Genomic DNA, 25,898 nt, shown 5'->3' on the forward strand with positions numbered 1-25,898 from the left:
GACATGTCCGTCACGTCCGCCCCGACAGAGCAGCTCCCCGGCAGTCCGGCGACCCAGGGCAACCGGGTCGGCGGGGGCCTGCTCGACCCCAAACAGCTCATCCGGTCCCTGCCGGACGCCGTACGCAAGCTCAACCCGACCACCCTGTGGCGCAACCCGGTGATGCTGATCGTGGAGATCGGCGCCGCCTTCACCACAGTCCTGGCGGTGGCCGACCCGTCGGTGTTCGCCTGGGCGATCACCATCTGGCTCTGGCTGACAGTGATCTTCGCCAACCTGGCCGAGGCGGTCGCCGAGGGCCGGGGCAAGGCCCAGGCCGCCGCCCTGCGGCAGGCCAAGCAGGACACCATCGCCACCCGGCTGATCGACTGGAAGCCGGGCGCGAAGGCCAACACCTACCGCGACGAGGCGGTGCCCGCCCCGCAGCTGCGCCAGGGCGACGTCGTGCTGGTTGAGGCCGGCGGCATCATCCCGGGCGACGGCGACATCGTCGAGGGCATCGCCAGCGTCGACGAGTCGGCGATCACCGGCGAGTCGGCCCCGGTCATCCGGGAGTCCGGCGGCGACCGCAGCGCGGTCACCGGCGGTACGAAGGTGCTCTCCGACCGGATCATCGTGAAGATCACCCAGAAGCCGGGGGAGAGCTTCATCGACCGGATGATCGCCCTGGTCGAGGGCGCCAACCGGCAGAAGACACCGAACGAGATCGCGCTGAACATCCTGCTCGCCGCGCTCACTGTCATCTTCCTGCTGGCCGTGGTGACCCTCCAGCCGCTGGCGATCTTCTCCAAGGCGTACCAGGCGGCCGCTCCGGACAGCGGGGCGATCACCGGCTCCGGCGTCACAGGCGTGGTGCTGGTCTCGCTGCTGGTCTGCCTGATCCCCACCACCATCGGCGCGCTGCTGTCCGCCATCGGCATCGCCGGCATGGACCGGTTGGTGCAGCGCAACGTCCTGGCCATGAGCGGCCGGGCCGTCGAGGCGGCAGGCGACGTCAACACCCTGCTGCTGGACAAGACCGGCACCATCACGCTTGGCAACCGGCAGGCCGCCGAGTTCGTACCGGTCGAGGGGATCGACGCCGCCACGGTGGCCGACGCCGCGCAGCTGTCCAGCCTGGCTGACGAGACCCCGGAGGGGCGCTCGGTGGTCGTCCTGGCGAAGAACGAGTTCGGGCTGCGCGAGCGCGAGCCCGGCGTGATGCCGCACGCCACCTTCGTGCCGTTCACCGCGCAGACCCGCATGAGCGGCGTCGACCTGACCCCGGACGGCAGCGTGGACGGCGGCGCGGTGGGCACGGCCCGCCGGGTCCGCAAGGGCGCTGCCGCCGCGGTGATGAAGTGGGTACGCGAGAACGGCGGCCACCCGACCGAACAGGTAGGCGAGATCGTGGACGCCATCAGCGGCACCGGCGGCACCCCGCTTGTCGTCGCCGAGCACGTCGACGGTGAGCCCGCCCGCGCGCTGGGCGTCATCCACCTCAAGGACGTCGTCAAGTCCGGTATGCGCGAGCGGTTCGACGAGATGCGCCGGATGGGCATCCGGACCGTGATGATCACCGGCGACAACCCGCGTACCGCGAAGGCGATCGCCGACGAAGCCGGGGTGGACGACTTCCTGGCCGAGGCGACGCCGGAGGACAAGCTCGCGCTGATCAAGCGGGAGCAGGAGGGCGGCCGGCTGGTAGCCATGACAGGTGACGGCACCAACGACGCACCGGCGCTCGCCCAGGCCGACGTCGGGGTGGCCATGAACACCGGCACGTCGGCCGCCAAGGAGGCCGGCAACATGGTCGACCTCGACTCCGACCCGACCAAGCTGATCGAGATCGTGGAGATCGGCAAGCAGTTGCTGATCACCCGTGGCGCGCTTACCACGTTCAGCATCGCCAACGACATCGCGAAGTACTTCGCGATCATCCCGGCCATGTTCGCCGGCCTCTACCCGAGCCTGGACGCCCTGAACATCATGCGGCTGGCCAGCCCGGAGTCGGCGATCCTGTCCGCCGTCATCTTCAACGCCCTGGTGATCATCGCGCTGATCCCGCTCGCCCTGCGGGGTGTGCGGTACCGGCCGGCCGCCGCGTCGAAGCTGCTCAGCCGCAACCTGCTGGTGTACGGGCTGGGCGGCATCATCGTGCCGTTCATCGGGATCAAGCTCATCGACCTGCTCATCCAGTTCATCCCGGGGATTTCGTGATGCGCCTACCCACCTGGATCGCCCAACACCTCGCCGCCCTGCGCGCCCTGCTCGTCTTCACTGTGCTGCTCGGGCTGGTCTACCCGCTGGCCCTGGTCGCCGTCGGTCACCTGCCCGGCCTCAACCACAGGGCCGACGGCTCGCTCGTCGACGCAGGCGGGAAGACGGTCGGCAGCTCGCTGATCGGCCAGTCCTTCACCGACGCGGACGGCAACCCCGTCGCCCGCTACTTCCAGTCCCGCCCGTCCGCCGCAGGCGACGGCTACGACCCGACGTCCACCTCGGCCAGCAACCTCGGCCCGGAGAGCGTCGTCGACACCATCGCCACCGACCCGGAGGAGGCCAGCGAGAGCCTGCTGACCCAGGTCTGCGGGCGCAGCAAGGCCATCGGTGAGCTCGACGGCGTCGACGGAAGGCGCCCGTACTGCACCGACGACGGGGTGGGCGCCGTGCTGGCCGTCTTCCGCGCCGACGGTCTGACCGGCCGGGTCACCAGGGTGGTGAGCGTCAATCAGGTCGCCCCGGCCACCCCGTTCGTGTCCTCGTACCAGGGGGTGCCGGTGGAGCTGGCCAAGCCCGGCGAGGACTACGTGGCCGCCGGCGGGGTGGTCACCCCGATCCGGGGCGACGCTCCCGCCGACCCGGCGGTGCCCGCCGACGCGGTCACCGCCAGCGCCAGCGGCCTCGACCCGCAGATCAGCCCGGCGTACGCCGAGTTGCAGGTGAACCGGGTCGCGCGGGAGCGCGGCGCGGACCCGGCGGCGGTCCGCAAGCTCGTCAAGGAGCACACCGACGGGCGCGGGCTCGGGTTCATGGGTCAGCCCGGTGTCAACGTGCTGGAGCTGAACCTCGCCCTCGACAAGCAGTTCGCCGCACGCTGAGCACAACCCGCGAGCGGGGCCGTGCCGACCGGGCGCGGCCCCGCCCGCCGATCTGACCAGGGAGGATGGTTCCCGTGCCACGCGGAGAACTGCGCATCTATCTCGGGGCCGCCCCCGGCGTCGGCAAGACGTACGCCATGTTGGAGGAGGCCCAGCGGCGGGCCGCGCGCGGCACCGACGTGGTGATCGGTTTCGTGGAGACCCACGGCCGCCCGCACACCGCCGCGATGCTCAGTGACCTGGAGCAGGTGCCCCGGCGCGCGATGACCTACCGGGGCGCCGAGTTCACCGAGATGGACGTGGACGCGGTGCTGGCCCGCCGACCGGAGATCGCCGTGGTCGACGAGCTGGCACACACGAACGTGCCCGGTTCCCGCCACGACAAGCGCTGGCAGGACGTCCAGGAACTGCTCGACGCGGGGATCGACGTGCTGTCCACTGTCAACGTGCAGCACCTGGAGTCGGTGAACGACGTCGTCGCGCAGATCACCGGCACCACCCAGCGGGAGACCGTGCCCGACGAGATCGTCCGCGCCGCCGAGCAGGTCGAGCTCGTCGACATGACCCCGGAGGCGCTGCGCCGCCGGATGGCGCACGGCAACATCTACCGACCCGACAAGATCGACGCCGCGCTGGGCAACTACTTCCGGGTCGGCAACCTCACCGCGCTGCGTGAACTGGCGCTGCTCTGGCTCGCCGACAAGGTCGACGAGCAGCTCGACAGGTACCGCAGCCAGCAGGGCATCGCCGCCACCTGGGAGGCCCGCGAGCGGGTCGTGGTGGCGTTGACCGGCGGCCCGGAGGGCGAGACGCTGATCCGCCGGGCGGCCCGCGTCGCGGCCCGCAGTAAGGGCGCCGACCTGCTGGCCGTGCACGTGGCCCGCAGCGATGGCCTGGCCGGCGCCGACCCGGCCCAACTCGCCCGCCAGCGGGTGCTCGTCGAGAGCCTCGGCGGCACGTACCACCAGGTGCTCGGCACCGACGTGCCGGCCGCGCTGCTGGACTTCGCCCAGGGCGTGAACGCCACCCAGCTGGTGCTCGGCGCCAGCCGGCGGGGCCGCTTCGCGCAGTTCTTCGCCCGGGGTGTCGGGGTGACCACCACGGCGCTCTCCGGTTCGATCGACGTGCACCTGGTCACCCACAAGCAGGCCGGCAAGGGACGCCGGGCGGCGGCCGTGCCGGCGGCGCTGTCCCGGCGGCGGCGGCTGCTCGGCTTCGGCCTGGCGGCAGTGGGTATGCCACTGCTCACCCTGCTGCTGAAGACACTGCCCGACCTGACGCTTACCAACGACATCCTGCTCTTCCTCGCCGGGGTCGTCGGTGTCGCGCTGGTCGGCGGCGTGTGGCCGGCGCTGGTCGCCGCGCTCGGCGGCTCGCTGCTGCTCAACTGGTTCTTCACCCCGCCGTACCGCACGCTCACCATCGCCGAGGCGGACAACCTGCTCGCCCTGGCCGTCTTCGTCGGTGTGGCGCTCGCGGTGAGCTGGATCGTCGACGTGGCCGCCCGACGCACGCGGGAGGCCGCCCGGGCCGCCGCCGACGCGCAGACCCTCGCCGCCGTCGCCGGCGGCGTGCTGCGCGGCGAACGCCCACTGCCCGCCCTGCTGGACCAGCTCCGGGAGACGTTCGGGCTGCGCGCGGTGAGCGTGTTGGAGTTGGCCGAGGACGCCAGCGGTCGTCCCGACCGGGCACGTGAGGAGCACGCCTGGTCTGTCGTGGCAAGCGTCGGCGACCGGCCGCCCTGCACACCCGAGAGCGGTGAGACCGCGGTACCCGTCGACGACCGGATCACAGTCGTCCTCTGCGGTCGACGGTTGGAGGCCGCCGACCGGCGGATCGTCGAGGCGTTCGCCGCCCAGGCCGCCGTCGCGCTGCGCCAGGAACGGCTCGCCGAGGAGGCCGCCACCGCCCGGCCGCTGGCCGCCGCGGACCGGATGCGCACAGCGCTGCTCGCCGCGGTCAGCCACGACCTGCGTACGCCTCTCGCCTCGGCGAAGGCGGCGGTGACAAGCCTGCGCAGCCACGACATCGAGTTCGACGAGGCCGACCGCGAGGAACTGCTGGAGACCGCCGAGGAGTCGCTGGACCGGCTCGCCCGGCTGGTCGGCAACCTGCTGGACATGAGCCGCCTCCAGGCAGGCGTGCTGGGCATCTCCGCGACGGCCATCGGCCTGGAGGACGCCGTACCCCTGGCGTTGGACGAACTCGGCCCGGCGGCCGCGACCGTCGGCACGGACATCCCGGCCGACCTGCCGGCCGCGACCGCCGACCCGGGCCTGCTGGAACGGGTGCTGGTGAACGTCATCGCCAACGCGCTGCGCTACAGCCCGCCCGACCAGCCGCCCACAGTGACCGCCAGCGCGCACGCCGGCCAGGTGGAGCTGCGGGTCATCGACAGGGGGCCGGGCATCCCCGAGGACCAGTGGGAGCACGTCTTCCTGCCGTTCCAACGCCTCGGTGACCGGGACAACCAGACCGGCGTGGGCCTGGGGCTCGCCCTGTCCCGGGGGTTGGCCGAGGCGATGGGTGGCAGCATCACCCCCGAGACCACGCCCGGCGGTGGGCTCACCATGGTGCTGCGGTTGCCCGCCGCCGCGCAGACCAGCCCGGAGGAGCCGCAGGAATGACGCGCATCCTGGTCGTCGACGACGAACCGCAGATCCTGCGCGCCCTGCGGATCAACCTGCGCGCCCGCCGGTACGAGGTGGACGTCGCCGCCACCGGGGCCGGCGCGTTGAAGGCCGCCGCCAGCCACCCGCCCGACCTGGTGGTCCTCGACCTCGGCCTGCCCGACATCGACGGCGTGGAGGTGATTCGGGGCCTGCGCGGCTGGACCGCCGTGCCGATCATCGTGCTCTCCGGCCGGGCCGGGAGCGAGGACAAGGTCGCGGCGCTCGACGCGGGCGCGGACGACTACGTCACCAAGCCGTTCGGGGTGGAGGAGTTGCTGGCCCGCATCCGCGCGGTGACCCGGCGGCTCGGCGCGCCCAGCGAGGCCGTGCCGGCGCTGCGGATCGGCCGGCACACGGTCGACCTGGCCGACCACCGCGTGTGGCGCGACGACGACACCGAGGTCAAGCTGACCCCCATCCAGTGGAGCGTGCTGGAGAAGCTGCTGCGGCACCCCGGCAAGCTGGTCAGTCAGCGCCAGCTCCTGCAGGACGTGTGGGGGCCGGAGTACCAGAACGAGACGAACTACCTGCGGCAGTACCTGGCCCAGCTGCGACGCAAGCTGGAGGACGACCCGGCCCGCCCCCGTCACCTCATCACCGAGCCGGGGATGGGCTACCGCTACCGACCGTGACCCGTTGACACCTGCCGGCGGAGATTGAAGAATCTCGTTCGCAGCGGCAGCGGCGTGCTTCTGTAACCGTCCCCCTCCGGTTACCCCTCGGGAGTCCGCCGTGTCCCTGCCCCTGTCCCGTCGTCGGCTGCTGACCGCCGGCGGCGCCGGCCTCGTCCTGGCCGGTCTCACCGACCCGTTCCGCGCCGGCCCCGCCCGAGCCGCCGTCACCACCGCCGACCTGGTCGTCTACGGCGCCACCGCCGGCGGGCTGGCCGCCGCGATCACCATGCGCCGGCTCGGCCGCACCGCAGTGGTGGTGGAGCCCACCAGCCACGTCGGCGGGCTGAGCACCGCCGGGCTGGGCGCCACCGACACCGGCGTCCAGGCGTCCATCGGCGGGCTGGCCGCCGAGTTCTACCGCCGGGTGTACGTGAAATACCACGGTGGAACCCGCACGCCGACGTCGCCGCTGCGGATGACCTTCGAACCGCACGTCGCCGCCGCCGTCTTCGCCGAGATGCTGGCCGAGGCGGGAGTGCCGGTGATCGCCGGTGCCCGGCTGGCCGGCGTCGGCCGCAGCGGAGACCGGATCACCGAGCTGCGCACCGAGGACGGCTCGATGTACCGGGGCGGGGTGTTCGTCGACGCCACGTACGAGGGTGACCTGATGGCGATGGCCGGGGCGAGTTTCACAGTCGGACGGGAGTCCAACGGCACGTACGGCGAGACGATCAACGGGGTGCAGTCCGGCAACACCCACCAGTTCGTCCACCCCGTCGACCCGTACGTGACGGCGGGCTCGCCCGCGAGTGGCCTGTTGCCGGGCATCTCCGCCACGCCGCTCGCCCCGCGCGGCAGCGCCGACGACCGGATCCAGGCGTACTGCTTCCGGATGTGCCTGACCCAGGCCGCCAACCGGATCCCGTTCACCAAGCCGTCCGGCTACGACCCCATGCAGTACGAGCTGCTGCTACGGCACATCCAGGCCGGCTACACCGGGCCGTACTTCACCACGAACTCCATCGGCGGCGGCAAGACCGACTCCAACAACAACGGCGCGGTCTCCACCGACCACATCGGCTTCAACCACGCGTACCCGACGGCGAGCTGGGCGGTACGGGAGAGCATCATCGCCGAGCACAGCACCTACCAGCAGGGACTCATGTGGTTCCTGACGAACGACAGCCGGCTGCCGGCGTCGGTCCGCGACTCGACAGCGCGGTGGGGGCTGCCGGTGGACGAGTTCACAAGCACCGGTGGCTGGCCGCCGCTGCTCTACATCCGGGAGGCCCGCCGGATGGTCTCCGCGTACGTGATGACCGAGGCCGACTGCCGGGGCCGGGTACGCGTCGCCGACTCGGTGGGCCTGGCCAGCTACACGATGGACTCGCACAACTGTCAGCGCGTGGTCGTCGACGGGAAGGTGCGCAACGAGGGAGACGTGCAGATCAGCGTGCCGCAGCCGTACCCGGTGAGCTACCGCGCCATAGTGCCGCACCAGGCCCAGTGCGCCAACCTGCTGGTGCCGGTCTGCCTGTCGGCGAGCCACATCGCGTACGGCTCGATCCGGATGGAACCCGTGTTCATGATCCTCGGGCAGGCGGCGGCCACCGCGGCATCCCTGGCGCTCACCGGCAACCTCGCCGTGCAGGCCGTGTCCGTACCCGCCCTCCAGGCCCGACTGCGCCAGGACGGCGCGGTGCTGGACTGGGGTACGCCCGGCGAGGTGATCCTCGACAACGCGGCGTCGGTCGGGATCACCCGGGGCGGGACGTGGCTGCGCAGCACCGCCGTCGGCGGCTACGTCGGCCCGGACTACGAGCACGACGGCAACACCGCCAAGGGCGTCAACCGGCTGCGGTTCCGCCCGACGCTGCCCACCTCCGGGTCCTGGACGGTGCACCTGCGCTGGACCGCCGACCCGAACCGGGCGACGAACGTGCCGGTGGACATCGCGTACTCCGGTGGGGTGACCACGAGGACTGTCGACCAGCGGCAGCCCGGAGGGCAGTGGGTGCCGCTGGGTACGTACCCGTTCACGGCAGGTAGCGACGGGAGCGTGTTGATCCGTACCGAGGACACGAACGGCTACGTCGTCGCCGACGCGGTCCGCTTCGTACCGGCCTGATGGCGGGTACGACCGGACCGGGTCAGTTGCCGGGGAACGCGACGCCCGCCAGGTTCTCGGAGACGGTCCAGAGGCGGACGGCGTCGTCGGTGTCGCGGGCAGAGCGGTAGACGGCCAACTCGGTCGGCGCCCCGGTGAACTGCCCCGGGCCGTCCGGGCCGTAGAACCGGCCGCCCTGCGCCTGCGGGCTGGTGGCCGCGTAGAGGGCGGGAAGCAGCCCGGCGTCCACCGAGTGCACCAGGAAGCCCCAGCGGTTCAACCGCTCCATCACCGTGTGGTGCAGTGAGGGCCGGCTGCGGCCCAGGTTGGGGCCGGACGCGTACAGGTTGGTCATCGTGGTGCCGGGGTGGGCGACGTTGCTGACGACGCCCCAGCCGCCGGCTCGACTGCGGCGGTCGAGCTCCAGCCCGAAGTGCAGGGTGGCGAGCTTGGAGGCGTTGTACGAGCGGACCGCACCGTAGCGGTGGGTGCTCTGCAGGTCGTCCCAGTCCAGACGACCCGAGCGGGCGGCGCTGCTCGACATGGTGGTGACCCGCGCCCGGCCGGCCCGCAGCAACGGCAGGAGCCGCCCGGTCAACGCGAAGTGGCCGAGATGGTTGGTGCCGAACTGCAGCTCGAAGCCGTCCGCCGTGGTGTGTCGGGTGGGCGGCGCCATGACACCCGCGTTGTTGATCAAAAGGTGGATCGGCCGCCCCTCGCCCAGCAGCCCCTCGGCCAACGCCGACACCGAGTCCAGCGAGGCGAGATCCAGCTCCCGGGTCGACACGGTGGCGCCCGGCGCGGCGGCCCGCACGGTGTCCAGCGCGGCGGCGCCCTTGGCCGCGTTGCGGACCGGCAGCACCACCTCCGCGCCGGCTCGGGCCAGCCGGGTGGCCAGGCCGAGGCCCAGCCCGTCACTGCCGCCGGTCACCACGGCGAGCTTCCCGGTCAGGTCCCCAACGGTCAGGTCGAGCACGACGCACCTCCAGGTCGACGGTGTCCCTCATCGGTCACGCACAACCCTGGGCCGACCGTCGCCCGCTACCCAGGGCGACCTTGTCCAGGGATCGGCGGTCCCTGGCTGGCGGACCGGTGCCGGGCACGCCGGCGCGGCGAGTAACGTTCCAAGCGGACCAAGATCGGCGTACGAGGAGGCTCGATGCAGACGACGACGGTGGACATTCCGACCGGCGATGGGATCGCGGACGCAAGCCTCACCCGCCCGGACGGGGACGGCCCGTTTCCGGCGGTGCTGCTGTTCATGGACGCGTTCGGACCCCGCCCCCGCCTCGTGGAGATGGCCGAGCGGATCGCCGAACGCGGCTACCTGGTGCTGACGCCCCATCTGTTCTACCGGGCCGGCCGGGCGCCGCTGTTCGACCTGTCGGGTCTCGGCGACGCCGACAAGCGCGGCGCGATCTTCGAGAAGATCATGCCGCTGATCGGCGCGTTGACCCCCGACGTGATCAGCCGGGACAGCGCCGCCTACCTCGACTTCCTGGCCGCCCGCGACGACGTCCGGCCGGGCCCGGTCGCGATCACCGGCTACTGCATGGGCGGCACCAACGCACTGCGGGCCATCGAGGCGCACCCGGACCGGATCGCCGCGATGGCGAGCTTCCACGGCGGGCGGATCGTCACCGACGCGCCGGACAGCCCACACCTGGGCGTCGACTCGATCACCGGCGAGGTGTACTTCGGCCACGCCGACGCCGACCAGTCGATGACTCCCGAGCAGATCGCCACGCTGGAGAAGGCGCTGGACAGCGCCGGTGTGCGCTACCGCTCCGAGGTGTACGCCGGCGCGCACCACGGCTACACGATGGCCGACACCCCGGCGTACGACGAGCAGGCCACCGAACGCCACTGGGCGGCCCTGTTCGACCTGCTCGACCGGGCCCTCCCCACGACCTGACGCAGGCGTTGTTCAGCCGAGGCCGCCCCGCTCGTCGCGGTCGTTGCGGAGCCGGCCGGGCGTACGCGTCGTGACGCTGAACCGCCCGTCGGCCTCCATCCGCACCTCCCGGACCTGGTCGAGGTCGACGACGCCCTGCTCACGCAGCAGGGTGTGCAGCTCCTCGTTGGTGATCAACTCGCGGCGCATGTTGCCCCGGACGACCTGCCCGTCCCGCACCAGCACCAGCGACCCGGGCCGGATCAACCGGGCGGCGGCCTGCCAGCGGTACGCGACGGCGTTCAGCAGGTACGACCAGCCGATGATCACCCCGACCAGCAGCACCCCGTCGGTGACCGAGTCGTAGCCACCGGACATGCCGTTCTGCGCGGCGTCCGCGAGCAGCACGATGACCAGCAGGTCGGTGACACCTGTGGTGCCGCTCTCCCGCTTGAGGATGACCCGCAGCAGCGTGAACAGCGCGAGGTACATGACGCTGCCCCGGACCACGATCTCCAACAGCGGGGTGTCCGGAACGAACACCTCTTGCCAGTCGGCCACCCGACGGGCTACCCGCCGGTCGACCAGCCATGCCTCGTGGTCAGCGGCGCAGCAGCACCGGGCCGGCGTCGATGCGGGTGCGGAACAGCGCGTACGGCTTGCGTCGCAGGTCCTTGCCCCGCTGGTACTGCGCCTGCCGGTGCAACTGGTTGGCGGTCACGTAGAGATGACCGTCGGTGGCCACCGACATGGTGTCCGGCCAGAGCAGCCGCGGATCGTGGACAAGCGTCTCGTACTGGCCGTCCGGGTGCCGCCGCAGCACCGCGTTGTGCTCGTACGAGGTGAGGTAGATCCGCCCGGCGTCGTCGGACTCCAACCCGTCCGACCCGGTGGCCTTGTCCCCCTCGTCCACGACCGTGGCCGCCACCGCCTCCTGGGTGACCGACGGGTCGGCGAGCGCCTCGGTGGACACGCTGTACAGGCGTCGGGAGATCAGCGGCGCGTAGTACAGCCGGCTGCCGTCGGCCGAGATGGCGATGCTGTCCGAGCCCATGCTCATCGGCTTCGGCGGCCCGTCCTTCGGGCGGGACATGAGCGGCCGGCCCTCGACGAAGGGGCGGTAGTTCTTCAGCGGCTCCGCCTTCGTGGACGGGTGGTCGTGCAGCCGCCGCCAGGAGGCCCCACTGGCCAGGTCGACCACGATGACCCCGTTCGGCCCGGAGTCCGCCGAGTCGGTGATGTACGCGACCCCCGCCTCGCCCCGCCGCAGGTCGAAGCGGACGTCGTTGAGGTACGTCGTCGGCAGCGCCACGTCCTGCGGGAAGGTGATCACCTGGGCGACCGTGTCGGTGTCCAGGTCGATCCGGACCAGCTTCGGCCCACCCGGCTTGGTGGGCTGGAACATCGGGCTGCCGGTGTCCACCACCCAGAGCCGGTCCGCCGGGTCCACCACGATGCTCTGCACCGACACGAACGCGCCCGCGTCGTCGTCGCCGGACGGGGTGTTCCACGCCTGGTCGGGGTAGGGCACCTCCCGACCGTCGCGCAGCTCGACGACTGTGGCCGGCACGTCGTCGCCCCACTTCGGGAAGTTGACGAAGATCCGGCCCCGGTGCGAGACGCTCACCCCGGTCGGCATCGGACCGGTGAACGTGTGCACCAGCTCCAGTTCGCCGAGCGGCTCGTCGCCGACCGGCCCGTTCATGACGTCCGCCTCACGGTGCTCATCGGCTCGCTCCCTAGCGTCGGCTGGTACCGCTTCGGTTGCGGTTGTTCCCGCCCTGGCGTCCGATATGCCTCCGATCAGCTCACTGGTGCACCGGCTCGCGCGGCGGGCAGGCCGGGCACCGGGACGTCCACCGCGAGCAGCGCGCCGTCCTGCGGGCCCGGCGTGTCCAGCCCCACCCGGGCGGTGCCGATGAAGAGTCGGCGCCTGTCGGGGCCGCCCAGACAGATGCCGGCCGGCTGCGTGGCCGGCAGTCGAATCTCCCGATCGAGGGTGCCATCGGGCCGGTAGCGGCGGACCGCGGAGCCGCCCCACAGCGCGATCCAGAGGTGGCCGGCCGCGTCGAGCGTCATCCCGTCCGGGCCGCCGTCGGCCGGCGACAGCCGCACGAACGGCTCCCGCCCGTGCAGGGCACCGGTGGCGGGGTCGACGGTGAACCTGTCGATCTCGCCGCGTGGCGTGTCGGCCAGGTACATGGTGGTGCCGGCCGCGTCGAACGCCGGCCCGTTCGGAATGGTCAACCCGGTCACCGCGGGCACCGGGTCGGTGCCCGGGGCGAGGCGGAACAACGTGCCTCCGCCAGGCACCATCGCGTACGTCATGCTGCCGGCCCAGAAGCGGCCGTGCGGGTCGGCGACCGCGTCGTTCATCCGGGTCGGCTCGGACGCGGCACCGACCAGGTCGGCGACCGGTCGGGGGTCGCCGGTGGCGGGCAGCACCGTGACGCCGGTGCCGGCGGCGGCCAGCCACTCGCCCGGACGGCCGGCCACCGGGGCGACCGCGCCGAGCGGCACGCCGAGGCGACGCAGCTCGCGCAGCGGGGTCGGGGCGTCGCCGTCGGTCTCCAACAGCCGCCCGGCCAGCAGGTCGACCAGGACCAGCCGGTCGTCGACCCAGCGCAGGCCCTCACCCAGGTCCAGCCGGTCCGTGCTCCAGACGGTCGGCTCGGTCAGCTCCATGGTGCTCCTCCAAGGGATCTCCGGTCGGCGGCGGCCGGTCCGCGTCGGTCGTCGGCGTGGCGGCCCGCGCCGGCCACCGCACCGATCAGCGGACCGTACCGCCGGGGCCATGGTCGAGCAGCGTCAGCTCGGCCCGGTCGGGCAGGCCCTCCCAGTCGCCAGTGGTGGCGACCGCGAACGCTCCGGTGGTGACCGCCCGATCCAGCCGGGCCGAGACGTCGGCGCCGTCCAGCCATCCGGAGAGCAGACCGGCCACGAAGGCGTCGCCCGCGCCGACGGTGTCCACCACCGGCACCGTCCGGGCCGGCCGGTGCACGGCGCCTGTCGCGCGGTGACTGGTGGCCCCGTCGCCGCCGTGCTTCACGACGACCTCGGTCACGCCGGTCGCGAGCAGCGCGTCGACCGGGTCGGACGCGTCGCTCAGCACGGCCAACTCGTCGTCGGAGGCGACCACCAGGTCGATCGAGGGCAGCAGCGGGCGCAGCGCCGCTGCGGCCTCGGCTACCGACCAGAGCCGGCCGCGATGGTTGACGTCCAGGCAGACGGTGCTGCCCGCCGCGCGCGCCAGGCGTACGGCCTCCACCACCGCCCGGTACGGCCCGGCGCCAAGCGCGCAGGTGATGCCCGTGACGTGCAGCAGCCGGGGCGGTGGCCCGGGCGCGCCGAAGACGCGGGTGACGTCGGCCGGGCCCAACCGGGATCCGGCCGAGCCGGCGCGGTGGTAGGTGACCCGGTTGATGTCGGCGACCCGGTTCTCGAAGAGGATCAGCCCGGTGGGCGCAGCCGGGTCGACCCGCGCCCAGGTCAGGTCGACGCCCTCGGCGCGCAGCGTACGACGGACCAGCTCGCCGGGCTCGTCCGCGCCTGTGACACCGATCCAGGTGGCGCGGTGGCCGAGCCGGGCCAGCCCGATGGCCACCGTCGACTCGGACCCGGCGACGGAGATCCCCGCCGTGCCGCCCAGCCGCAGCGGGCCGGTGGCGCGGAAGGCCGCCATCGTCTCGCCGAGTGTGAGCAGGTCGGTCACTGCCGTACCGCCGCGAGGAAGGCGGCCGCGCGCTCACGCAGCGCGGCCGGGTCACCGCCGCGGACGGAGTCGCCGAGCAGCGGCGAGCCGACGCCTACCGCCACCGCTCCCCGGTCGAGGTAGCGTCGCGCGCCGTCCGCGTCGACCCCGCCGACCGGCACGAACGCGGTGCCGGGGAACGGGTCACGCAGCGCGCCCAGGTAGTCGGGCCCACCGAACGAGGCGGGGAAGAGCTTGACGGCGGCGGCGCCCGCGCTGCTGGCCTGCACCACCTCGGTGGGGGTGAGCGCACCGGCGAGCACCGGCAGGTCGAGACGGGCGGCCTCGGTGACGCTCGGCGCCAGCGCCGGGGTGACGAGGAAGCCGGCACCGGCCTCGGCGGCCGCCCGGGCGTCCTCGGCGCTGAGCACGGTGCCCGCGCCCAGGGCGTACCCGGGCCCGAGGGCGGCCCGGGCGCGGCGGATGATGCCGAGCGCGTCGGCGCTGGTAAGCGAGACCTCGACCAGGGCGACGCCGCTCTCGGCCAGGGTGAGCACGGCGGCCAGCGCCGCGGCCGGGTCCGGGCCGCGCACGATGGCCAGCAACCGGTGGGTACGCAACTCGTCGAGCAGGTTCATCAAGAATGTCCTCGGTGGATGCGGTGGGCGGAGATGGTGAGTCGCCAGGCGAGCTCACCGGTGTGCGGGACGAGCGCCGCGTCGGCGGGACCGGCGTCGGCCAGGTCGAAGGCGGCGCCGAGCATCGGCTCGACACCGACGCTGCGGTAGGGGCCGTCAGCGGGCCAGCCGCCCAGGTTGCGCCAGAGCGCCGTGCTGCGCGGCTGGCCCTGACACTCCAGCTCCAGGGTCAGCAGGTCGTCGCCGTCGCACACCTGGACGCGGGGGCAGTCGAGCAGCACCGCGCCGAGGGCGGTGCCGTCGTCGGGGCCGAGCGTGTCCAGCGGCAGACCGGCGGGGGAGGGCCACGAACCGGTGAGCCACGGGTCGCCGTCGCGCCAGGCGCCCGGCGGGAGCAGCCCGGCGGCCTCCGGGTGCAGCCGGGTCAGGGTGCCGGCCGGCGCGTCGAGGCGAGCGGCGGGGGAGAGGTCGAGCAGGGCGTGTGCGGCCCAGACGAACCGGTGACCGGGGTCGGCGGCCAGGCAGTAGTCGGCCACCACCACGCCACAGTCGTCGGTGATCCGGCGGCTCAGCGTGAACGTCGGACGCTGGATCACCACGGTGCCGGTGCCGGCTCTTCGCCACGGCCGCGACCACACCTCGCCGTGGTCGGGTAACCCGCGCACTGTGGGCAGGCACTCCTCCAGGCCGCCGGCGTCGACGAACGCGTCGTCGGGGCGTACGTCGTGTCGGCCGGAGGCCGGGCCCCGCCACAGCCACTCTCGGCCTCCGCCGTTGAGGCTGGTCCACCGGCCGCCGTGCGCGGCGTCGTACGCCACCCGCAGCGGCACCGGCGTGGTCACCATTCGGCGAACGACCCGTCGGCGTGCTGCCAGACCGGGTTGCGCCAGGTGTGCGGGGTCTGCGCGGCCTTGCGGACCGCCGCCTCGTCCACGGTGATGCCCAGGCCGGGCCGGTCGAAGCGGGCGATGTGCCCGTCCACGAACCGGAACGGCTCCGGGTCGAGCACGTAGTCCAGCAGCTCCGAGCCGACGTTGTAGTGGATGCCGATGCTCTGCTCCTGGATCAGGAAGTTCGGCGTCGCGAAGGCCACCTGAAGGCTGGCCGCCAGGGAGATCGGGCCGAGCGGGCAGTGCGGGGCGAGCAGCGCGCCGTACGTCTCGGCCAGCGCGGCGATCCGGCGGACCTCGGAGATGCCACAGGCGTGCGACAGGTCCGGCTGGACGACGGCGACGCCGGCCTGCAACGGGGTGAGGAACTCGGAGCGGCCGTAGAGGCGTTCACCGGTGGCCACCGGGATCGGCGTGCCGGCGACGATGTCGCGCAGGTGGTGGGCCTGGTCGGGCAGGACCGGCTCCTCCACGAAGAACGGGCGCAGCGGCGCCAGCTCGGGCAGGATGCGGCGTACGGCGGCCAGCCCGGCACGGCCGTGGAAGTCCAGAGCGATGTCCCGGTCCGGGCCGAGCACCTCCCGGGCGGCGGCGACCCGGTTGACGATGGCGTCCACCTCGGCGGAGGTGGGGATGGCGGAGAGCCGCCCGCAGGCGTTCATCTTGACCCCGGTGAGGCCTGCGGCTACCTGCGCGGCGGCGGCGTCGGCGACCTCGTCGGGCTCGTCCCCGCCGATCCAGGAGTAGATCCGTACCTTCTCGCGGACGGGTCCGCCGAGCAGGGCGTGCACCGGAGCGCCGTACGCCTGCCCGGCGATGTCCCACAGTGCCTGGTCGAGGCCGGCGACGGCGCTGGAGAGGATCGGGCCGCCCCGGTAGAAGCCGCCCTTGGTGAGCACCTGCCAGTGCTGCTCGATGCGCAGGGGATCCTGACCGATCAAGTATTCGGAGAGCACCTCTACCGCGCTGCGCACCACCTCGGCGCGGCCCTCGACGACCGGTTCACCCCACCCGACGAGCCCGTCGTTGGTCTCCACCCGGCAGAACAACCACCGTGGCGCGACCAGGAACGTCTCGATCCGCTCGATCTTCACTGACTGCCCCTTCGTCCCCGTGCCTTCTCGACGTCGCGGACGGCCTTGTCCAGCAACTCACGCATGGCGGTCTCGGCCGCCGACTCGTCCCGCTCGCGCAGCGCGTCGACCACCGCGCGGTGGCTCGGCACCGGGTCGTCGTGCGCGGCGCCGCCGTGCACGAGGCGGTCGCGTTCGGCGAGCCCGGTCTCCATCACCACCTCCATCCGTTCCAGCAGCTCGTTGTGGGTGGCGGCGAGCAGCGCGCGGTGGAAGGCGAGGTCGGCGGCGACGGCGGCGGCGGGGTCACCCTCGGCCTCGGCCATCTCGGTGAGTGCCCGGTCGAGGGCGGCCACGTCGTCCTCGGTCGCGCGGGTGGCGGCCAGCCGCGCGGCGGCCGGTTCGATGATGGCGCGCACCTCGTGCAGCTTTTCGAGCAGGCGCTCGTCGGGGCCCTCGGCGAACTGCCAGCGGATCACGTCGCCGTCGAGCAGGTTCCAGTCGGCGCGGGGCCGGACGAAGGTGCCGCGTTTCTGCCGGGCGTCGACGATGCCCTTGGCGGACAGGACCTTCAGCGCCTCGCGCAGGGCCGTCAGGCTGACGTCGAACTCCTCCTGGAGCGCGACGATGTTCAGGGTCGCGCCGGCAGGGATCTCACCGGTGAGGATGCGACGGGCTATCGCTTCGACGGTCTGCCCGTGAATGCCGCGGCGTGCGTACTGTGCCAATGCTCCTGGCCTTCTCGCTGGTCGGTATCGATCTCTCAGGCCGAGGCTTTCACCGCTGTCCAGCCACCGTCCACCACGAGGCTCGCGCCGGTGACGTAGTCGGCGTCCGGCGAGGCGAGGAAGGCGACTGTCGCGGCAACCTCGTCCGGGGTGCCGAAGCGCTTCGCCACGGTCTCGGCGATGCTGCGCCGGCGGTCCTCTTCGGACACGTCGGCCCAGGCGGCGGTGAGGATGGGACCGGGCAGCACTGTGTTGACCCGCACCTGCGGCCCGTACTCGACGGCGAGTTGCCGGCCGAGCGCGACAAGCCCACCCTTGGCCGCCGCGTAGGCGGGCCGGCCGGGCAGCCCGACCAGAGCGTGCACGGAGGAGATCAGCACCACCGCGCCCGCACGGGCCCGCAGGTCGTCCAGGCAGGCGCGGACGCCGAGGAACGAGCCGGTGAGGCTGACGCCGAGTTGGTGGTCCCAGGACTGCCGGCTGGTCTCGTGGGCCGGGGCGACCCGCACGGCGTACGCGGTGCTGACGAGGATGTCGACCGGGCCGAGGTCGGCTCGTACGGCGGTGACGGCGGCCGTCCAGTCGGCCTCCTCACTGACGTCGCCCACTACGGACAGTGCGCGATCGCCGCGAGCGGTCAGTTCCTCGGCGAGCGGGGTCGTGTCGGCCACGTCGAGCAGTGCGACAGCCGCGCCCTCGGTGGCCAGTCGCCGGGCGATGGCCGCGCCGATCCCGCCCATTGCGCCGGTGACCAGCGCGTTCTTGCCTTCAAGCCGGCGCATAGGCTGATCCACCTGACCCTCGCCTGATCTCATCTAATCATTAATTACGAAGATATCTTGACAGCCGGCGACGGCCGATGCAACCTTCTGGTCACACACATTCACCTGGCCGACACATCGCGTCGTGACGCTGCGTGTCGTAGAGGAAGGACACCACCGTGAGCGACTTCGACCCCGGTCGCCGGCGATTCCTTGGCCACCTCGGGCTCGCGGGCCTGGGTGCGCTCGGCGCGAGTTCGTTCCTCAGCGCGTGCGCCAGCTCCGCCAGCGGGCCGGCCGCGGGCAACGGCTCGGGCGCGGTCACCATCCAGTCCAACCTCTCCTCGCCGCAGGCCAAGGCGGCGATGGAGAAGCTGATCGAGACGTTCAACAAGCAGGGCAAGGGCACGGCGAGCCTCAACACGATCGCCTCGGAGACCTTCCGGACCCAGCTTCCGACGTACCTCACCTCGGCGAACCCGCCGGACCTCTACACCTGGTACGCGGGCTCGGTGGCCAACGACTACGCCAGCAAGAACCTGCTGCTGGACGTCTCCGACGTCTGGAAGTCGCTGGGCGACTACCCTCAGTCGCTGCGCACCCTCTCCACCGACGCCAGCGGCAAGCAGATCTTCGTGCCGATGAACAACTACTGGTGGGGCTTCTTCTACCGCAAGTCCAACTTCGCCAAGTGGGGCGTGCAGGAGCCGAAGACCTGGACCGAGTTCCTGGCGGTCTGCGAGACGCTGAAGAGCAAGGGCGTCCCCCCGATCGGCATCGGCCTCGGCGACACCCCGTGGGTCGCCTCGGCCTGGTTCGACTACCTCAACATCCGCATCAACGGCGCCCAGTTCCACCGGGAGCTGCTCGCCGGCAAGCAGCGCTTCGACGACCCGAAGGTCAAGGCGGTGTTCACCCGCTGGCGGGAGGCCCTGCCCTACTTCGACCCCAAGGGCAAGGCGTACCCGTTCCAGGAGGCGACCACCGCACTGCTGGCCGGCAAGACGGGGATGTTCCTGATCGGCACGTTCTTCGCCGACGCCGCCCCCAAGGACGCCCTCGGCGACCTGGACTTCTTCCGGTTCCCGATCATCGATCCGGCGGTGCCGCTCGCCGAGGAGGCGCCGACGGACGGCTTCTTCGCCAGCGCGAAGACCGCCAACCCGACCGGCACCCGGGCCCTGCTCAGCTACCTGGCCTCGACCGAGGCGCAGGAGGCGTACGTCAAGGCCAGCTCCGGCATCGTCCTGCCGGCCAACCCGAAGGCCAAGGCGTCCGACTCGCCGCTGGTGGTCAAGGGCAAGGCGATGTTGGACGAGGCCAAGGAGCTGACCCAGTTCTTCAACCGCGACTCCAGCGACGCGCTCCAACCGACCGCGGACACCGCTCTCACCAAGTTCATCGACAAGCCGGACCAGATCGACGCGATCCTGCGGGAGTGGCAGGCCGGCGCCGAGAAGGTCTTCAAGGGCTGACGTGACAGCAACGATCTCCACGACCTCGGTCACCCCCATCCGGCGGCGGCGACGGTCGGCCCGACTGTCACCGCTGCTGGTGGCGTTCGTCCTGGTGCCGTTCGCGGTCGAGAGCGTCTGGGTGTTCTGGCCGGCGCTCCAGGGCTTCTGGTTCTCGCTCACCCGCTGGGACGGGATGTCGCCGCCGGCCTTCGTCGGCACCGACAACTACGTCGAGCTGGCCGGCGACGCCACCTTCCGGGGCGCGCTCGTCAACACGGTCATCTGGCTTGTGCTCTTCGGCGGCCTCTCCGTGCTGGGTGGCTTCGGCATGGCGCTGGTCCTGCAGAAGGAGCGGCGCGGGGTCGGCTTCTACCGGGCCGCGCTGTTCACCCCTGTGGTGTTCTCGCTCGTGGTGACCGCGCTGGTCTGGCGCGTGTTCTACCAACCCGACGGCATCGCCGACACGATCCTGCGGGCCGTCGGCCTGGAGAGCCTGATCCGGCCCTGGCTCGCCGACCCGCAGACCGCCCTGTACGCGGTGATCCTGCCGGCCCTGTGGCGGCAGATCGGGTACGTCATGGTGCTGTTCCTGGCCGGCCTGAAGGCCATCGACCCGGCGCTGCACGAGGCGGCCCGGATGGACGGCGCCAACTCCTGGCAGCGGCTGCGGCACGTGACAATTCCCCAGCTCAAGGGGGTCAACGCCGTCGTGCTCTCGGTCATCGTGATCGACTCGCTGCGCTCCTTCGACATCGTCTGGTCGCTCACCAAGGGCGGCCCGTACCACTCGTCGGAGCTGCTGAGCACCTACATGTACTCGACCGCGTTCCAGAGCCTGCGGCTGGGCTACGCCTCCGCCATCGCCGTCGTGATCTTCGTGCTCGCGCTGGCGGTCATCCTCGGCTACCTGGTCCGCGCGTTCCGGGAGGAAGCGTGATGAACAAGCTCCGTACCGGGGCCTTGCACACCGGCATGATCCTGCTGTCGCTGCTCTGGCTGGGTCCGGTGCTCTGGGTGGTGGTGATGTCCACCCGGTCGTTCGACGACATCGCCGCGCACGGGGTGGGCAGCCTGCCCCGGTCGTTCACCCTGGACACGTACCGGCAGGCGTGGACGGACGGGGGCGAGCTGCGGGCACTGATCAACAGCATGGTGGTGACCGTCCCGTCGGTGGTGCTGAGTCTCGGCCTTGCGGCGATGGCCGCGTTCGCGCTGAGTCGGTTCCGGATCCCCGGGCGGCGGACGATCCTGCTGTTGATGCTCGCCGGCAACCTGCTGCCACCGCAGATCCTGCTCATCCCGGTGGCGAAGTTCAGCGAGCTGACCGGCCTGTACGACACGCTCTGGGCGCTGATCGCGGTGCAGGTCGGCTTCGGGCTCGGCTTCTACACGTTCGTCCTGCACGGGTTCATGCGGGACCTGCCGGGCGAGATCCAGGAGGCGGCCACCATCGACGGGGCCGGCACCGCGCAGATCTTCACGAGGGTGATGCTGCCGCTGACCCGTCCCGCGCTGGCTGCCCTCGGCGCGCTCTCCTTCACGTGGATCTTCAACGACCTGCTGTGGGCGATCACAGTGCTGCGGACCGACGACAACATGCCTGTCACCCCGGCGCTGCTCGGCCTCCAGGGGCAGTTCGTCTCGTCCTGGAACGTCATCGCCGCCGGCACGGTCATCGCGGCCGTTCCCACAGTCGCGGTGTTCCTGCGCTTCCAGCGGCACTTCGTCTCCGGCCTGGCACTCGGAGCCGTCAAGTGACCGCCGTGACCGGGCAGCGCTGGACGCTGCGCGGCGCGCACACCGAGTACACGGTTGCCGTGCCCACGCACGGGCGCTGGCTGGAACTTGTCGCGTGGGGGCCGCAGGGCGTCTCCGACGGGCCGTCGCCTGTCGCCTACGACGGGCCGGTGCCGTTCCTCACCGCCGGGGACGCCGCCCCCATCGAGTACGCCACCGACGCCGACCGCCCGTTCACTGGCGCCGACCTGGTGATCGAGACCGTGGACGGGAAGCGCCGGGTGGGCTTCGTGCACACCGACGCGCGGATCGACGCCGACCAGCGGGAGCTGGCAGTCGACTTCGCCGACCCGGTCACCGGACTGCGCGCCACAGTGCACTACCGGGTGCCCGAAGGCACCGACGTGGTGCAGCGCTGGGTCGAGCTGAGCAACGATGGCGCCGACGCGCTGCGGGTCATCCGCGCAGGCTCGGGCGGCTTCTGCGTACCGACGCCGCATGGCGCGCTGCTCAGCCACCAGTGGGGGCAGTGGTCGCAGGAGTTCCAGCTCTCGCACGTCGAGCTGGGCCACGGCACGTTCGGCATCGGCAGCTCCCAGGGCGTACCCGGGCACCTGCACGTGCCCTGGCTGGCCGTGCGCGACACCGCCGAGCCGGCCGGTCCGGCCTGGGGGATGGCCCTGGCCTGGACCGGCTCGTGGGAGATCAGCGCCGAGCGGGACACCGGCGGCCTGACCCGGGTGCGGGCCGGCCGGCAACTGGTCGACGGCCCGCTCGAGCTGGCAGCCGGCGAGCGGCTGAGCCTGCCGGTGGTCACCGGCGCGTACAGCCCGGACGGCCTGGACGGGCTGGCCCGGGTCTGGCACACCCACCAGCGGCTGCTGGCCGGCGACCGGCTCACTCCGCGCCCGGTGCTCTACAACTCGTGGGAGGCCACCTACTTCGCCGTCGAGGCGCAGAGTCAGTTGGCGCTCGCCCGGATCGCCGCCGAGCTGGGCGTGGAGACGTTCGTGGTGGACGACGGCTGGTTCGTCGGCCGGAACGACGACACGGCCGGCCTGGGCGACTGGACGCCCGACCCGGCCAAGTTCCCCGCCGGCTTCGACGCGTTCATCGCCGAGGTCCGCGCGCTCGGGCTGAACTTCGGGCTCTGGGTGGAGCCGGAGTGCGTCAACCCGAAGTCGGCCCTGTACGCCGAGCACCCGGACTGGGTGTACGCCGTGGACGGCCGACCGCTCACCCCGGTCCGCAACCAGTACCTGCTCGACCTGGGTCGACCCGAGGTCGCCGAGTTCGTTCACTCCACCGTGGACGGCCTGCTGCGTCGGTACGACATCGACTACCTGAAGTGGGACTTCAACAGGCCGCGTACCGAGCCCGGTCGCCCCGGCGGTGTCGGCCCGCTCGACCTGGACGGCGCGCACGTCGCCAACCTGCACCGCATCTACGAGCGGCTGCGCCGGGACCACCCCGGTGTGCTGATCGAGGCGTGTGCCGGCGGCGGCGGACGGACCGATCTGGCGATGGCCGCCCGCGCCGACGTCTTCTGGCCCAGCGACAACACCGGCCCGCTGGACCGGCTGGCCATCCAGTACGGCTTCCTGCACGCCAACGCCCCGCACCTGCTCAGCTCCTGGGTCACCGACGCGCCCGGCCTGTTCGATCCCCGCCCGCGAACGCTGGCGTTCCGGTTCGTGCTGGCGATGGCCGGCGTGCTGGGCATCGGCGCGGACATCCGGGCGTGGACTCCCGCCGAGCGGGCCGAGGCGGCCGACTGGATCGCCCGCTACAAGGAGATCCGCGACGTCGTCACGCGCGGCGAGGTGCACCTGATCGGCGGCCCCGACCAGGCCCGCTGCGCGGTGCAGTACACCGCGCCGGACCAGCGTCGGGTGGTCGTGCTGGCCTGGCACACCGGCCGGCTCGACGGCGCCGGCCTGCTTCCGGCACGCCCGGTCCGGCTGCCGCTGCGCGGCCTCGACCCGGCGGCCCGCTACTCCGACGGCGAGCGGCACTACTCGGGCAGCCACCTCGGCGCCGTCGGCCTGCCCGTGCAGTGGAGCGCGACCCGCGACGCCGACCTCATCGTGCTGACCCGCGACTGAGGCCGGAGCACCACCACCCCCACCCCCGAGGGACAGGAGTACCTCCATGCGCCTGAACCGACAGCTGACCGCCGCCCTGGCCGTGCTCGGCCTGGGCCTGGCCAGCCCCACAGCGGCCATGGCCGCTCCGCCCCACGCCGGCCCGCAGGCCGGCCCACTCCAGGCCGGCCCACCCCAGGCCGGCCCACTCCAGGCCGGCCCACTCCAGGGTGGCCCACTCCAGGCTGGCCCACCCCAGGCTGGTCACGGTCCCGGTCGTCCCGGCCACACGCCGGCCGGCGCCGGAGCCGAGGACCAGGGCGCGCCCACGTTCTTCGACAGTGGGCTCGCCCCGACGCCCTACCAGGGCTGGAACACCTACTTCGGCCTCGGTGGCGACCCCACCGAGGCCGAGGTCAGGTCGGTCGCCGACCACATGGTTCGCAGTGGCCTGCGCGACGCCGGCTACACGTACGTCTGGATCGACGGCAACTGGGCCGCGCCCACCCCGCGCAACGAGGCCGGTCAGCTCGTCGCCGACCCGGCCCGCTTCCCGGGCGGGATGGCCGCGCTGGCCGCGTACATCCACAGCCTGGGGATGAAGGCCGGCATCTACACCGACGCCGGCCCGTACCTGCCGGGGCAGTGTGGGCTCGGCAGCAACGGCCACTACCAGGCCGACATCGCGCAGTTCGCCGGCTGGGGCTTCGACGCCCTCAAGGCCGACTGGCTGTGCGGCCGGGCCGCCGGCCTCGACCCGGAGGCCACGTTCCGCGAGCTGGCGCAGGCGGTACGCAAGTCGCCCCGGCCAATGCTGCTCAACATCTGCAACCCGGTCAGCTCGGACTGGGGTGGCGGCCCGTACACCCCGGAGCAGCTCTCCACCTGGAGCTACACGTACGCGCCGACCATCGCCGACTCGTGGCGGACGTACACCGACGTGGGCCTGACCGACCCGAGCCCGCAGTGGGCGTACCCGTGGGTGCTGCGCAACATGGACGTCAACGCGTACCACCCGGCGGCCACCGGGCCGGGGCACTACAACGACCCGGACTACCTGCTGCCGATGCGACCGCTGCCCGACGGCGGGTACGAGCTGAGCCTGGAGGAGTCCAAGACGCAGCTCGGCATGTGGGCCATCATGGCCGCGCCGCTGGTGATCGGCTCCGACCCGCGCGGCCTGCCGAGCGAGATGATCTCGGCGCTGACCAACCCCGAGATCATCGCGGTTGACCAGGACCCGCTGGTCCGACAGGGCGTCAAGGTCGCCGACACCGGCACCGACGCGCAGGTGTGGAGCAAGGTGCTCACCGGGCCCGGCAAGCGGGCGGTCGCGCTGCTCAACAGGCACGACACCGCCCAGCGGATCACCGTGACCTTCGCCGACGTCGCGCTCGGCGGATCGGTCCGTGTTCGTGACCTGTGGGCCCGCGCCGACGTGGACGCCCAGCCGAACACCCCGGGCGTGCAGCCGTTCAGCGGCTCGTACACAGTTGAGGTTCCGGCGCACGGCGTGGCCATGCTCGGCCTCGCCGGCAGCGACCAGGTCGCCGGCACCAACCTCGGCGGTACCGCCAGCGCCAGCCCCGCGCTGGTCCGGGTGGACGACACGCACGCCATGGCCTTCGTCCGCGACGCGCAGGGCGCGCTTGCGGTCAACCCCCGCTCCGGCACGACGTGGGGAACCGGGTGGACCTCGCTCGGCGGCCCGGTCGGCGGCCGGATCCTCGGCCAGCCGGCCGCGTACGCCTCGGCCAACGGGCGGATCGACGTGTTCGTCCGCGGCACCGACAACGCCGCCTGGCAGCGCAGTTACGTCGCCGGAAAATGGGGGCGGTGGCAGAGCCTCGGCGGCACGCTTACCGACGGCCCGACGGTGGCGTGGACCAGCCCCACACAGTGGACGCTCGTCGTCCGTGGCGCCGACGGCAAGCTCTGGTCGCGTACCCAGACCGGCGGTTGGAGCGGCATCGGCGCTCCCGACGACAGGCCGATCTACGGAAGGCCGAGCGCTGTCGTCGACGACGCCGGTGTGCTGCACGTGGCCGTGCGCAGCCGTACCGACGAGGTGTGGTGGCGCAGCCGGACCGGCGCCACCTGGTCGGCCTGGACCAACCTGGGTGGCACCACAAGCGGTAGCCCGACGCTGCTCGCCACCTCGGGGCGGGTCTACCTGTTCGCGCTGGCCGCCGACAACCGGCTGTGGCAGCGCAACCTGACCGACGGGTCGTGGGGCGGCTGGTTCCGCCGCGGCGAGTTCGCCACCGACGCGTTCCGGGGCGCTCCGGGAGCCGCCGCGGGTGCCAACGGCAGCGCCTGGCTGGCCGTGCGTGGCGCGGACGACCGGGTACACCAGATCGTCCTCTGATCCGCAGGGTGGCGGGGGGCCGCCCCGGGGCCCCCCCCCCCCCCCCCCCCCCCGGCGGGCGGCGGCGCCGGCGGGCGGGGGGGGCGCCCCGCCCCACACGCGTA

At 72.4% G+C, this 25,898-nt stretch carries 21 protein-coding genes; 11 read left to right on the forward strand and 10 right to left on the reverse strand.

The window, feature by feature from the left end:
- The first annotated feature begins 3 nt into the window (after positions 1 to 3).
- The 5 genes from kdpB (at position 4) to ACLQ26_RS16065 (ending at position 8,494) form a co-directional block, all read left to right on the forward strand.
- A complete protein-coding gene (gene kdpB / locus ACLQ26_RS16045; RefSeq protein ID WP_425745147.1) occupies positions 4 to 2,199 on the forward strand; it encodes a potassium-transporting ATPase subunit KdpB in 2,196 nt (731 codons plus the stop codon).
- A complete protein-coding gene (locus tag ACLQ26_RS16050; RefSeq protein ID WP_425745148.1) occupies positions 2,199 to 3,080 on the forward strand; it encodes a potassium-transporting ATPase subunit C in 882 nt (293 codons plus the stop codon). Before kdpB ends, ACLQ26_RS16050 begins: the two co-directional genes overlap by 1 nt.
- Positions 3,081 to 3,154: 74 nt before the next feature.
- On the forward strand, positions 3,155 to 5,707 hold the full coding sequence (locus tag ACLQ26_RS16055) for a DUF4118 domain-containing protein (RefSeq protein WP_425745149.1): 2,553 nt from the start codon (positions 3,155 to 3,157) through the stop codon (positions 5,705 to 5,707).
- Positions 5,704 to 6,384 (forward strand): response regulator, encoded by a 681-nt coding sequence (locus ACLQ26_RS16060; RefSeq protein ID WP_425745150.1) that lies wholly within the window; start codon positions 5,704 to 5,706, stop codon positions 6,382 to 6,384. Before ACLQ26_RS16055 ends, ACLQ26_RS16060 begins: the two co-directional genes overlap by 4 nt.
- 100 nt (positions 6,385 to 6,484) lie before the next feature.
- Complete coding sequence (locus ACLQ26_RS16065) at positions 6,485 to 8,494, forward strand: FAD-dependent oxidoreductase (protein ID WP_425745151.1); 2,010 nt, start codon at positions 6,485 to 6,487, stop codon at positions 8,492 to 8,494.
- Between the two features lie 22 nt (positions 8,495 to 8,516).
- Here the strand turns inward: ACLQ26_RS16065 and ACLQ26_RS16070 are convergent, their stop codons facing one another.
- The gene (locus ACLQ26_RS16070) at positions 8,517 to 9,449 is read right to left on the reverse strand and encodes an SDR family oxidoreductase (RefSeq protein ID WP_425745152.1); all 933 of its coding nucleotides are present in this window, start codon (positions 9,447 to 9,449) and stop codon (positions 8,517 to 8,519) included.
- A 183-nt stretch (positions 9,450 to 9,632) separates the two neighbouring features.
- Here ACLQ26_RS16070 and ACLQ26_RS16075 point away from each other — a divergent pair, with 183 nt between their 5' ends.
- Positions 9,633 to 10,388 (forward strand): dienelactone hydrolase family protein, encoded by a 756-nt coding sequence (locus tag ACLQ26_RS16075; protein ID WP_425745153.1) that lies wholly within the window; start codon positions 9,633 to 9,635, stop codon positions 10,386 to 10,388.
- Positions 10,389 to 10,400: 12 nt separating this feature from the next.
- On the opposite strand, the gene ACLQ26_RS16080 is transcribed toward ACLQ26_RS16075, so the two are convergent.
- From ACLQ26_RS16080 to ACLQ26_RS16120, 9 genes are all read right to left on the reverse strand, one after another.
- The gene (locus ACLQ26_RS16080) at positions 10,401 to 10,928 is read right to left on the reverse strand and encodes a DUF421 domain-containing protein (protein WP_425745154.1); all 528 of its coding nucleotides are present in this window, start codon (positions 10,926 to 10,928) and stop codon (positions 10,401 to 10,403) included.
- Between the two features lie 40 nt (positions 10,929 to 10,968).
- A complete protein-coding gene (locus ACLQ26_RS16085) occupies positions 10,969 to 12,072 on the reverse strand; it encodes an L-dopachrome tautomerase-related protein (RefSeq protein ID WP_425745155.1) in 1,104 nt (367 codons plus the stop codon).
- Positions 12,073 to 12,170: 98 nt separating this feature from the next.
- Positions 12,171 to 13,052 carry an SMP-30/gluconolactonase/LRE family protein gene (locus ACLQ26_RS16090; RefSeq protein WP_425745156.1) on the reverse strand — a complete coding sequence of 294 codons (882 nt, stop codon included), beginning with the start codon at positions 13,050 to 13,052 and terminating at the stop codon, positions 12,171 to 12,173.
- 85 nt (positions 13,053 to 13,137) lie between these two features.
- Positions 13,138 to 14,079 (reverse strand): sugar kinase, encoded by a 942-nt coding sequence (locus ACLQ26_RS16095; RefSeq protein WP_425745157.1) that lies wholly within the window; start codon positions 14,077 to 14,079, stop codon positions 13,138 to 13,140.
- Positions 14,076 to 14,696 carry a bifunctional 4-hydroxy-2-oxoglutarate aldolase/2-dehydro-3-deoxy-phosphogluconate aldolase gene (locus ACLQ26_RS16100; protein WP_425745158.1) on the reverse strand — a complete coding sequence of 207 codons (621 nt, stop codon included), beginning with the start codon at positions 14,694 to 14,696 and terminating at the stop codon, positions 14,076 to 14,078. Before ACLQ26_RS16100 ends, ACLQ26_RS16095 begins: the two co-directional genes overlap by 4 nt.
- A complete protein-coding gene (locus ACLQ26_RS16105) occupies positions 14,696 to 15,541 on the reverse strand; it encodes a hypothetical protein (RefSeq protein WP_425745159.1) in 846 nt (281 codons plus the stop codon). Before ACLQ26_RS16105 ends, ACLQ26_RS16100 begins: the two co-directional genes overlap by 1 nt.
- Positions 15,535 to 16,680 carry a galactonate dehydratase gene (gene dgoD, locus ACLQ26_RS16110; RefSeq protein WP_425745160.1) on the reverse strand — a complete coding sequence of 382 codons (1,146 nt, stop codon included), beginning with the start codon at positions 16,678 to 16,680 and terminating at the stop codon, positions 15,535 to 15,537. Before dgoD ends, ACLQ26_RS16105 begins: the two co-directional genes overlap by 7 nt.
- Entirely contained in the window at positions 16,677 to 17,387 is a 711-nt protein-coding gene (locus tag ACLQ26_RS16115) for a FadR/GntR family transcriptional regulator (RefSeq protein ID WP_425745161.1), read from the reverse strand. Before ACLQ26_RS16115 ends, dgoD begins: the two co-directional genes overlap by 4 nt.
- 35 nt (positions 17,388 to 17,422) lie before the next feature.
- Positions 17,423 to 18,169 (reverse strand): SDR family NAD(P)-dependent oxidoreductase, encoded by a 747-nt coding sequence (locus tag ACLQ26_RS16120; protein ID WP_425745162.1) that lies wholly within the window; start codon positions 18,167 to 18,169, stop codon positions 17,423 to 17,425.
- 158 nt (positions 18,170 to 18,327) lie between these two features.
- On the opposite strand from ACLQ26_RS16120, the gene ACLQ26_RS16125 reads away from it, so the two are divergent.
- Genes ACLQ26_RS16125 through ACLQ26_RS16145 form a run of 5 tightly spaced genes read left to right on the forward strand, consistent with a single transcriptional unit; the run spans position 18,328 to position 25,794 of the window.
- Positions 18,328 to 19,623: an ABC transporter substrate-binding protein gene (locus tag ACLQ26_RS16125; RefSeq protein WP_425745163.1), complete on the forward strand. Its 1,296-nt coding sequence runs from the start codon at positions 18,328 to 18,330 to the stop codon at positions 19,621 to 19,623.
- A 1-nt stretch (position 19,624) separates the two neighbouring features.
- Positions 19,625 to 20,542, forward strand: a complete 918-nt coding sequence (locus ACLQ26_RS16130) for a carbohydrate ABC transporter permease (protein WP_425745164.1) — start codon at positions 19,625 to 19,627, stop codon at positions 20,540 to 20,542.
- A complete protein-coding gene (locus tag ACLQ26_RS16135) occupies positions 20,542 to 21,363 on the forward strand; it encodes a carbohydrate ABC transporter permease (RefSeq protein WP_425745165.1) in 822 nt (273 codons plus the stop codon). Before ACLQ26_RS16130 ends, ACLQ26_RS16135 begins: the two co-directional genes overlap by 1 nt.
- Positions 21,360 to 23,447 carry an alpha-galactosidase gene (locus ACLQ26_RS16140; protein WP_425745166.1) on the forward strand — a complete coding sequence of 696 codons (2,088 nt, stop codon included), beginning with the start codon at positions 21,360 to 21,362 and terminating at the stop codon, positions 23,445 to 23,447. The genes ACLQ26_RS16135 and ACLQ26_RS16140 overlap by 4 nt, the downstream gene beginning before the upstream one ends.
- A 46-nt stretch (positions 23,448 to 23,493) precedes the next feature.
- Complete coding sequence (locus tag ACLQ26_RS16145; protein WP_425745167.1) at positions 23,494 to 25,794, forward strand: glycoside hydrolase family 27 protein; 2,301 nt, start codon at positions 23,494 to 23,496, stop codon at positions 25,792 to 25,794.
- Positions 25,795 to 25,898: the final 104 nt, after the last annotated feature.

Source organism: Micromonospora sp. DT43, assembly GCF_049841645.1.
Taxonomy (GTDB): Bacteria; Actinomycetota; Actinomycetes; order Mycobacteriales; family Micromonosporaceae; genus Micromonospora.